This is a genomic window from Candidatus Magnetobacterium casense, assembly GCF_019173545.1.
Lineage (GTDB): Bacteria > Nitrospirota > Thermodesulfovibrionia > Thermodesulfovibrionales > Magnetobacteriaceae > Magnetobacterium > Magnetobacterium cryptolimnobacter.
Genome location: NZ_JABXWD010000107.1, coordinates 1 through 9987, shown reverse-complemented (window position 1 = coordinate 9987; position 9987 = coordinate 1). Strand labels below are relative to the sequence as shown.

Sequence of the window (9987 nt, the reverse complement as noted above, 5' to 3'; positions counted from 1 at the left end):
CCCCTCCCCTTGCGGGGGGTTCTGAAGGGGGCCAGGAGCGCATTGAGCCGGGGGGCGCTGCCCCCTCCTGGAGCGACAAAGAAGCGGAGCCGCCCCTTTCTTTCTTTTGCTACCATGAAATATAAAGAAGATACAAAAGCCCCCAGAGCACAAGGGCAAATATAAACATCGTGGCAAGGACGGGTCACCTTGACCCCATCATCCGACCATCACCCGTTGCCCGATGAGGATGTCAAACTGCTCGGAGGCGCTTGCCTGGTTGACAAACAACTCCAACGACCCGCTGCTGTTGATCAGTGCGCTCAACTGCAAATGCCCGGCCTCCTCATAGCAACCCGTAAGGGGTAGTTCCTTGTCCCTGAAGATTACGCGCACCTGCCCTGGAGAAACGCCCTGGAACGTTGTGTTGAGTATTCCTTCGTCTATGTTGGTGATGCAGTTGCCGAAGCGGTCAATGTAGACGACCTGCCCGCTGACAGAGCCACTGCCGACATCGACCGTGGGGACTGCCATGTCAAGCGTGATGAAGTCATCGATCCTGTTCCCCAGCCTCGTGGGGTCAAGGCCGTTGCTGAGGTGTGCGCAGAGGGGTGCAAAGATATCTCTGCCGTGGAATGTCCTGCCGATGGCGCCGCTGCCACCAGCGCCGTTGACGCACTTGCGGAAGTACTCAGAGGCCGTTGCGTGATAGACCTGGAAGTCCCCTTTGACCTGGCTGTAGATGCACGAAAAGATGCCGTTATCCGGCCCCACAAAGAAGTAGTCCTGCGTTACTACCACAATGGGACGCCTGTCTGACCCCACCCCCGGGTCAACCACCGCCAGGTGTATCGTCCCCGCGGGGAAGACGCTAAAACTCCCTCCCAACATCAACGCACCCCCCATGACGTCGTATGGTGCAATCAGATGGGTAATGTCAACCAGCGTCGCCGACGGGTTGAGCGTCAATATCACACCCTTCATCTGGGCAACAAAGGAATCGTTCAGGCCAAAGTCGCTCAGGAGCGTAATGACCACCCGACTATTAGCAGGCCACGCATCCAACCAGGTCGTTGACGTTGGCTATGTCATGCCCTGCCATGTACTGCTCTATGCCGTCGATTACGTGTAACGCCGCCTGCGGGTTGACGAAATTGGCCGTTCCAATGGCCACCGCCGTAGCCCCCGCAAGGATAAACTCTATGGCGTCTGCCCCGGTCATGACCCCGCCCATGCCGATCAACGGCACAGCGGGCAGCGCCCTGTGCACCTGCCAGAGCATCCTAAGCGCAACAGGCTTTATGGCCGGCCCCGACAGCCCCCCCACGATGTTGGATAACCGCGGCCTTCTGGTTTCGATGTCTATAGCCATGCCAGTGAGCGTGTTTATCAGCGACAGGGCGTCGGCTCCGGCGTCAACCGCCACCCGTGCCATTTCGGTGATATCCGTAACGTTTGGCGAGAGCTTGACGATCAGCGGCAAGGACGTTGCCCGTCTGACCTGCCCCACCACCTCCGCCAGGACAACGGGGTTGGTTCCAAAGGCGCTCCAATTCTTTATCGCTCCAGGTCGTACCTGGGAGGCATCCTTGTTTGGACAGGAGACGTTTAACTCCAGTGCATCCACACCGACGGCATCGTTTAACATTGCCGCACCCTCGGCAAAGTCCGCTATCGTGTCGCCAAAGAAGTTCACGATTATGCGCGTGTCATACCGGCGCAAGAGCGGGAGTCTGTCCCGGACAAAGGCCGGTATGCCGATGTTTTGAAGCCCTATGCTGTTGAGCATCCCGCAAGAGGTCTCCCATATCCGCGGCGGTGGATTGCCCTGGGAAGGTTTGACGGACAGCCCCTTGACGACAATACCCCCCAGCCTGCTCAAGTCGAAGAACTCCGCATACTCCAGCCCATAGCCGAAAGTCCCGGAGGCCGTCATCACAGGGTTTTTCAGTTGCAACCCGGCTACAAATACCTTAAGGTTCATGTTAAGTTCAAACCCACGCAAGAAGGGGTCAAGGGGGCTGGCCCCCTTGCGGGGGGGCTGAAGGGTTAGCTGTTAAGGTATCCATAGTAATATGGTAACATTCTCCATGAAATGTGTCAATCTGGCAAATATTTTTTGAAGCAGTTGACAATAAAATGCTCACATGGTACTATACAATTATGCGGTGTACTATGGAGATAAGCCGGTATAAAATAAGAGTTTTACAGGATGCCTAAAAAGTATTCAAAAGGATAGATATTTTTAGCCATAAAGCCGTAAATACAGGGGCAAATGGAGTCATTTTGTATAGTGTAGTTAATACCCGTTTTGTGCTACAATAGAGCGTATGGAGAAAACGGTGACAGATTATGAGTTTCAACGCAATAAGCGCGCATTCGATCACGCCATTGCCCAGCAACAACTTGAGGGTTTGATGGTACCGCCTGAAACGGTTGCCGATTTAGAGCGTGTGATGCGCGGCGAAATAACCACCTCTGATGTTATCAACAATCTCTATGATCGTTACGCCCGTGTCAAAGTACTCAGACTCTGACCATTATACCGATGCGGCGACCGGCATTCTAAAGAACAGACTTGGCATTACAACAAAAGCAGAACTCGAAAAGGCCGAGGCCTGTTTTGCCGGCACGCGTTCCTACGAGCTTTCACAAAACCCGCTTAAAGGCAATTTTGACCTCGAACATTTAAAGGCCATCCACGGCTATATCTTCAAAGATTTGTACGAATGGGCGGGGCAATGCCGTGATATAAATATTGCCAAGGGTGATAATCTTTTTGCCCACCACATCCATATTGAAGCGGCAGCGAAATTGATATCCGACAAGTTGGCAAAAGAAAAACATCTTGCCGGATTATCGAAGGCAAATTTTTGCAAACGAGCCGCCTTTTATCTTGGCGAACTCAACGCCCTGCACCCCTTCCGTGAAGGCAACGGACGCACACAGCGCGAATTTATAAGCCATTTGGCCTACGCAAACGGCTATTATATCGAATGGAAAAACGTCAGCCAGGACGATATGACTCAAGCCGGTATTGCATCGTTTCAGCACGGCGATTGTTCAGGGTTCTTGGCTTGCATTCAGGTCAATATCAGGGATTTTTAATACCGGTTTAGGATAGGAAAAGAAACAAGGAGGGCGGTTTGTGGCAGGGGTGCCCCACCCCCTCCGCCCCATCCTTGACCTCCCCCGCAATGGGACCAGTCCCCTTGACCCCTTCTTGCGAGGGCTGGTAGTTGGGGGTGGGGATGCACATTGTCGGTTGTGTTGTTTGCTATGTCATACATATAAGGATTTTGGAATGTGAAATAAATTTCTCTTGACAGCATATAAATTTTCAGTTAGAATAGAAATTATGTTAATTACGGAGGTTTTTTTGAAATACTGTACAGGATTTACACAGGCAGACGATGGGCAGTAACACAATCAACTGTGGGCGTGGTAGGTAATAACATTAGACAAAAGAATCCTAATTTGTCTGATGTAAGCATGTTTTTATATTTCTGTATGGTAGAATAAATTCTGGTATTTGAATTTCAATGTAGTATCAGCGACCGTAGGCCGTTTAATTTGTTAGTTAGAAAATAAGGAGGAACTTGTTGTGGACGTTTACTATGTTAACGAAAACATGCCTAATAACTGTGCAATGATCCATCACACTACAGCAAATAATCAAGGAGAAATTGATATTGCTCACTGGACTCGTCAAGCTAGAATTGATGCTTTGATAAGCGGAATTGGCCGAGCGTTAGGCCCCTACTATAGCGTAAAAGACGCAATAGAGGCGGCATTTTACACAGGAAAACCTATTTCTATCTGTGGACATTGCTTTAAAGGATACAAATTTGATAAAATATGAGATATAAGCGATAGTTAATAGTTGACTGTGTCTTTGAGTTTCAATGTAGTGTCAGTGGCCTATCATATTGGCCGCCTAACTTAATCCTACATTAGACAAAACGATAACCGAACACAAAGAAATAAAGAAATCGCGAGCAAAGTCTCTCACCCGACGCCGCACTTTAATGGGGTCAAGGGGGCTGGCCTCCTTGCAGGTAGGGGTCTGAGGGGGAGGGCAGAGCGCCTCCCCCTTCTTTTTTCCCCGCTCAAATGCGATTACCCTGTCTGTCAAGATAGCGATGAGTTTTTTTACGCTTGTTATATCAAGGCCAGTAGATGTAAAATACACCGTGACAATGAAAACGAAGGTTGAAAATCTTGAGCCATGTGGTTAGCTGATATCTCCATACGGCGACCAGTCCTTGCCACGATGTTTATATTTGCCCTTGTGCTCTGGGGACTGGTGAGCTATCCCGACATTGGTGTAGACCTACTGCCGCGGGTGGACTTTCCCATTGTCAACATCACCACGAGACTGCCCGGTGCAAGCCCGGAAATCATGGACATCGATGTCACGGACAAGATCGAAGAGGCAATCAACACGATCAACGGCGTTAAGTCAATCACGTCATCGAGCTACGAGTCCACGTCGATCACAACGGTGGAGTTCGTCCTAGACAGGGACATAAACCTGGCCGTGGCCGATGTGCGCGAAAAACTGTCGCTGGTCAGGGCACAACTGCCCCAGGACATCAAAGAACCAACCATCGAAAAGGTTGACCCCGACGCCAATCCGGTGATGTGGCTGGCCCTCACTGCCCAGGAACGCCCTGGGACAATCAAGAGATCAGTCCGCGAGTTATCCACGTATGCCGACGAAACACTAAAGGAACAACTCCAGAAGATCGACGGGGTTGGGGCGTTGAGTATGGCCGGTCTGCGGCTGCGTCAGGTGCGGATATGGTTGGACGCAACAAAGATGAAGGCATACGAAATCGCCTACGACGACGTGGTCAACGCCCTCAGACGCGGCAATGTCGAACTCCCCGGCGGACGGATCGAGGGCAACTCCAAGGAATACTCGATAAAGGTAAAGGGCGAGTTCACACATCCCAATCAGTTTAACGACCTAATCCTGGCATCCCGCAACGGCGCCACTGTCCGCCTCAAGGACGTTGGCAGGGTCGAGGACGGTATGGAGGAGAAACGCTCTGTGGCACGCTTTAATGGCCACATGTCAGTGGGCATCGGCATACAAAAACAATCGGGGACAAACACCGTTGAGGTCGTTGACAGGATCAAGGCGGAACTCGTAAAGATCAGAAAAGCCCTGCCCCCGGGCATGTCCCTCGATATCAGCTTTGATCAGTCCACGTTTATAAAGGTATCCATCAGGGAGGTTCAACACCACCTGGTGTATGGGGGGCTGTTTGCGTCGCTGGCCGTGCTCCTGTTCCTGGGCAACCTGCGCCTGACCCTGATAAGCGCCATTGCCATCCCGACGTCCATTATTGCGACGCTGGCACTGATGAACTACTACAAGTTTACCTTTAATAACATGACCATGCTGGCGCTGTCTCTGTGTATCGGAATCCTCATAGACGATGCCATCATCGTGATAGAGAACATCTACCGCCACGTGGAGGCCGGCGATGACCCCGTAAAGGCATCCCACGTGGCTACCTCCGAAATAGGTATGGCCGTTGTGGCGACGACCTTTTCCATTGTGGCGATATTTCTGCCCGTGGCCTTTATGAAGGGGCTTATCGGGAGGTTCTTTTTGCAGTTTGCGTTGACCGTGGTCTTTTCCGTTTTGGTATCGATGCTTGTTTCGTTTACGCTGACGCCCATGTTGGCGGCAAGGTTTATACGTCCGCAGCATAAACAGACGACCCTTGGCAGGTGGTTTCACAGGTGGTCTGAGGCATTGCACTCCAATATTGAGCGCTCATACAAGGGGATGTTGATCGTGGCGCTGAGGCACAGGTTGAAGGTGCTGTTTCTGGCCGGATGTGTATTTGCCTTCAGCCTGTATATCACGAAGTTCATAGGCAAGGAGATGGTGCCGCCCGAAGACCAGGGGCGTTTTGTGGTACGCCTACAGGCCCCGGTTGATTACTCGGTAGAGGCCGTTGACGGCATGTTCAAAAAAGCCGAGGAGATTGTAAGTGCCGTGTCCGAGGTCAAGACCGTGTTCTATGCTCAGGGATTTGAGATGACGGGCGAAATAAACAAGGGTTCGCTCTTTGTTGGGCTGGCGCCTCGTGAACAGAGGAAAAAGACCCAGGAGCAGGTAAAGGCCGATATCAGAAGACTCCTGTCCCAGGGCGTCACCGGACTGAAGGCAACGGTTGAGGACATTTCAATCGTCGGCGGTGGATTGAGAAATGCCCCGATCCAGTTTATAGTCCGTGGCGGTGACCTCAATGCCCTTAAAACCTACATGAAGGAGATAACAGACAAGTATTCAAAGCTGCCTGGAATCGTTGACGTGGATACTTCCTTCGAGGAGGGCAAGCCCGAGGTGCGAGTTGTGATAGACCGTGACAGGGCTGCGGAGTTGGGCGTGGACGTGGCAACGGTGGCAGAGGCCATAAACGTTCTCATTGGCGGTGAGGCCGACATCACACACTACAAGGACAGCTCCAGGGGCAGACGCTATGACGTCAGGGTCAGATTAAACCAGCAGGACAGGGCACAACCCAAGACAATTGCAAACCTCTATGTCCGTTCCAGGAGCGGGGCACTTATAGAGTTGTCAAACCTGGTGACGGTCACCGAAGGCGCCTCAGCAACAAGCATCATCAGGGTCAACAGACAGAGGGCGATCTTTCTGTTTGCAAACCTTGAAAACATCCCCATGGGGCAGGCAACATCGCAACTGGACGAAATCGCAAACGGCGTGCTGCCCCCAGACTATACCACGATATACAAGGGGATAGCGGAGTTCATGGGGGAGTCGTTTTATTACTTGACCGTTGCCATATTTTTGGGTGTGGTTATGGCCTACATGATACTTGCAGCGCAGTTTGAGAGCTTCATTCATCCGGTGACAGTACTCCTGGCGATGCCGTTGTCCTTTATCGGGGCATTTGGGGCGTTGTTACTGACCGGTAAGACGCTCAACATATTCAGCTTCATTGGTCTGGTTCTTCTGATGGGGCTTGTCAAGAAGAACTCCATACTCATCGTTGCCTACACCAATACGCTCAAGGAGCGCGGTTACAAGACCCATGAGGCGATAATCGAGGCAGCCCCCGTGCGTCTTCGCCCCATTATGATGACCACGGTTGCCATGATCTTTGGTATGTTGCCCATAGCCATGGGTGTTGGTGAGGGATCGGAGACACGCTCCCCAATGGCCATCGCCACAATCGGAGGACTTGCCACGTCGCTGTTTCTGACGCTCTTTGCCGTACCCGCGGCATATGAGTTGTTCGATGACATGAGCACGTGGATATTTGGAAACGGGAAAAAATAACGGTAAGGTGGGACGAATCTGCCTACCCCTCACATGTTACTTCGTCTATCTGCGCATAGCTTGTTACGCGATTTCGGCCTAGCTTTTTGGACTGATACAGGGCGATATCTGCCTCGTGAACGATCTGCAGGTAGTCCGTCATACTCTCACGGTAGGGGGCAATACCAATGCTCAGGGTGACCCTTATATCTATACCGTCGTGCTGTACTACCGTCTCCTCTATGGAGGTTCTTATTCGCTGGCAGAACAACATCAGTTCAGCATCGGAGATGTTCGGTACAATGATGAGGAATTCCTCTCCACCGTATCTGCCCAGGATGTCTGCCTGCCGCAGGTGACTAGCAACCGTCTTTGCAACCGCCTTTAGCACGTCATCCCCGGCGAGGTGTCCATAGGTGTCGTTGACCCTCTTGAAGTGGTCCAAATCAAACATGACCACTGAAAAGGGAGCACCTTCCGTCTTTGCGTTTTCAAACTCCCTCTCAAGTAGCTTTTCCAGATACATCCTGTTATATATGTTGGTCAAACCGTCATAGTAAGACAACTGTTGAAGCATCTTATTGGCGTCAAGTACCTCGTCAATCATCTTCTGGGAGATGGCTATATCGGTCATGTCCTGCACGATGATGCAGATGCTGGTTACTTGTGCGTTTTCATCCAGGATTGGCAAAAACGTGCAGTCCTGAAACATGTAATCTACACCCCCGGTTATGGGACGATTATGGAGAAACTTAAACAGATATGCCCTCTGCTTCCATGATATGAAGGAATACCCCTTTAGTATCTGCACACTTTTAAACTTAAGTTCCAGCCACCCCTTTGGCAAATACGGAAATACATCAAAGAGGTTCTTGCCCAATGCCTCTTCCTTTGACAGTTCAGCGTACTTGACCATAAAGTTGTTCCACATCACCACGTTGTAGGACAGGTCAATGACAACGATACCCGTGTTGAGGCTGTCTATTATAGCTCTGCTTATAAAGTCATCTATCGATACAACCATAATATATACCCCTATAGCTCCGAGAGCTTCCTGGTTATAGATTCATGTATTGCAAGTATTGATTTTTCAGATAAGAATAATAGCATCTCACTCCTGAAGGATTCATTTTTTAGTTTAAACGCTATCTTGGCCAACATGGTGTGGTTCCAGTGTAGTTGACTGCGTTGAAATGTGTCGTATATAATTTTTTTATAGGTTTTGTTTTCAGAAAGTAGCATGGGTGGGGCAAAGGACATGTCTTTACCAAACAATTGGTTTGAAATGCCATTGAGGCAGGCGCTGACCATTATATTGGTCATTTCAAGCATCAGTTCGATTTTATATTGGCGGTCTATTTTTTCTTCAAAGCCTATGAGTTTGGAGACGTTGTCGAAGGTCTGGTCGTCAAAGGCTATGATGGCCTCACCATCTGCAATGCTATCGACGTAGAAGGTCTGGCGGGTTGCAGTTACCGGTTCGTCTCTCCAGCAGGAGGCATCCCCGATAATGGCCTCTACCACTTTTTCTGCCTTTACTATTTTGATGTCAGGGACTTGCATATCTACAAATGAGTTCAACAACACGGCAAGGTCAGAGGCAGCCTGTCCCATTGCGAGGTTAAAGACCTCTTTTAAGCAGTCATGTTCGTCCTCACTGAAGCTAATCACAGGATATTGTTATCCTTAAGTATGGCAACCAGCGCCTGGTGTGAAAACGGCTTTTTGCAATATCCAATAGCGCCTAATGTCTTAACCCGTTCATTAACCCCGGGTTGTATATCAGCGCTTAGAACGATAGTGTTTGTCTTTACCCCTTGTTTTTGAAGAGTCTCAAGGACGTCGTATCCGGTAATGTCGGGCATTGTAAGGTCTAAGAATATAATGTCATAACTCTCATTAAGACATTTATCGATTGCCTCTTTACCGCTTGCCCCCTCAGTAAAGACCACCTCTTTTTCCGTGATAATCGATAACAGCTCTTTTTTAATCATAAATCGTGCCGTTTTCGAGTCATCAACGACCAGTATCGAAAAAGTCATCAAGCACCTTCCTTAATATATGTGTTAAAGTTTGGTGAGACACGACTGTCGCTGTCATCGGTAGTAGCAGCCTCATTGTGATAGCAGCCTCAGTGTGATAAGAGCCTCAGTGTGATAAGAGCCTCAGTGTGATAAGAGCCTCAGTGTGATAAGAGCCTCACCAGGGCGGCTATCAATGCAGACTGAGCTACGAGCATGGCTGCCACCCACTTGATAATGTCCGATTTAGCGTCGGATATCTTGCTGTCGAGTTTACCTTCAAGCCCGGATATTTTGACTTCCAGGCTGGATACCTTGCTTTCCAGGCCGGACACTCTGTTTTCCAGGCCGGATACTTTGTTTTCCAAGCCGGAGAACCTGCCTTCCATTTCGGAGAACTTTGCATCGAACTTGTTTTCCATTTCGGAGAACTTTGCACCGAACTTGTTTTCCATTTCGGAGAGTCTTGTGTTGACTCTTCCTTCCAGCCTTGCCATGTCTTCCCTGAGTTTTGCGATTTCGTCTCTCAGTTCAGATTTTATAGCCATCAAGTCTGTCTTTGTTGCAAGGTGCTCCACGCTTGCGGACTGTATTTCAATCAGGGCGTCAGTAAGGCTCTTTGCCTGTTCTTCAGAGAAACCGGCATCTTTAAGGTTTTTAACCGTCTTGAATGTGTCAAGCATT

The 9987-nt window shown here is 50.0% G+C and carries 10 protein-coding genes; 4 read left to right on the top strand and 6 right to left on the bottom strand.

The genetic code is table 11. The features are described 5' to 3' along the window. Positions 1-198: 198 nt before the first annotated feature. A complete protein-coding gene (locus HWQ67_RS07535) occupies positions 199-1017 on the bottom strand; it encodes an SAM hydrolase/SAM-dependent halogenase family protein (RefSeq protein WP_218252071.1) in 819 nt (272 codons plus the stop codon). Positions 1018-1024: 7 nt separating this feature from the next. Continuing rightward, positions 1025-1963: a dihydroorotate dehydrogenase gene (locus tag HWQ67_RS07530; protein WP_218252070.1), complete on the bottom strand. Its 939-nt coding sequence runs from the start codon at positions 1961-1963 to the stop codon at positions 1025-1027. 346 nt (positions 1964-2309) lie between these two features. Here HWQ67_RS07530 and HWQ67_RS07525 point away from each other — a divergent pair, with 346 nt between their 5' ends. From HWQ67_RS07525 to HWQ67_RS07510, 4 genes are all read left to right on the top strand, one after another. Continuing rightward, on the top strand, positions 2310-2516 hold the full coding sequence (locus tag HWQ67_RS07525; protein ID WP_218252069.1) for an antitoxin VbhA family protein: 207 nt from the start codon (positions 2310-2312) through the stop codon (positions 2514-2516). Further along, positions 2461-3087, top strand: a complete 627-nt coding sequence (locus tag HWQ67_RS07520; protein ID WP_218252068.1) for a Fic/DOC family protein — start codon at positions 2461-2463, stop codon at positions 3085-3087. The genes HWQ67_RS07525 and HWQ67_RS07520 overlap by 56 nt, the downstream gene beginning before the upstream one ends. A 496-nt stretch (positions 3088-3583) precedes the next feature. Next, positions 3584-3841 (top strand): hypothetical protein, encoded by a 258-nt coding sequence (locus HWQ67_RS07515; protein ID WP_218252067.1) that lies wholly within the window; start codon positions 3584-3586, stop codon positions 3839-3841. A gap of 366 nt (positions 3842-4207) precedes the next feature. Further along, entirely contained in the window at positions 4208-7303 is a 3096-nt protein-coding gene (locus HWQ67_RS07510; protein ID WP_218252066.1) for an efflux RND transporter permease subunit, read from the top strand. Between the two features lie 22 nt (positions 7304-7325). On the opposite strand, the gene HWQ67_RS07505 is transcribed toward HWQ67_RS07510, so the two are convergent. The 4 genes from HWQ67_RS07505 to HWQ67_RS07490 form a co-directional block, all read right to left on the bottom strand. Further along, a complete protein-coding gene (locus tag HWQ67_RS07505) occupies positions 7326-8306 on the bottom strand; it encodes a diguanylate cyclase (protein ID WP_218252065.1) in 981 nt (326 codons plus the stop codon). Between the two features lie 11 nt (positions 8307-8317). After that, complete coding sequence (locus HWQ67_RS07500; protein ID WP_218252064.1) at positions 8318-8953, bottom strand: hypothetical protein; 636 nt, start codon at positions 8951-8953, stop codon at positions 8318-8320. Further along, on the bottom strand, positions 8950-9324 hold the full coding sequence (locus HWQ67_RS07495) for a response regulator (protein WP_218252063.1): 375 nt from the start codon (positions 9322-9324) through the stop codon (positions 8950-8952). Before HWQ67_RS07495 ends, HWQ67_RS07500 begins: the two co-directional genes overlap by 4 nt. A gap of 140 nt (positions 9325-9464) precedes the next feature. Then, positions 9465-9987, bottom strand: a 523-nt coding sequence (locus tag HWQ67_RS07490) for a coiled-coil domain-containing protein (protein ID WP_218252062.1), incomplete at its 5' end; no start/stop codon positions are given.

What these genes read in the sequence shown, in the direction of transcription:
- HWQ67_RS07525 (WP_218252069.1), top strand. Translation starts at nt 2,310, where the DNA reads ATGGAGAAAACGGTGACAGATTATGAGTTTCAACGCAATAAGCGCGCA.
- HWQ67_RS07530 (WP_218252070.1), bottom strand. Translation starts at nt 1,963, where the DNA reads ATGAACCTTAAGGTATTTGTAGCCGGGTTGCAACTGAAAAACCCTGTG.
- HWQ67_RS07520 (WP_218252068.1), top strand. Translation starts at nt 2,461, where the DNA reads ATGTTATCAACAATCTCTATGATCGTTACGCCCGTGTCAAAGTACTCA.
- HWQ67_RS07510 (WP_218252066.1), top strand. Translation starts at nt 4,208, where the DNA reads ATGTGGTTAGCTGATATCTCCATACGGCGACCAGTCCTTGCCACGATG.
- HWQ67_RS07505 (WP_218252065.1), bottom strand. Translation starts at nt 8,306, where the DNA reads ATGGTTGTATCGATAGATGACTTTATAAGCAGAGCTATAATAGACAGC.
- HWQ67_RS07495 (WP_218252063.1), bottom strand. Translation starts at nt 9,324, where the DNA reads ATGACTTTTTCGATACTGGTCGTTGATGACTCGAAAACGGCACGATTT.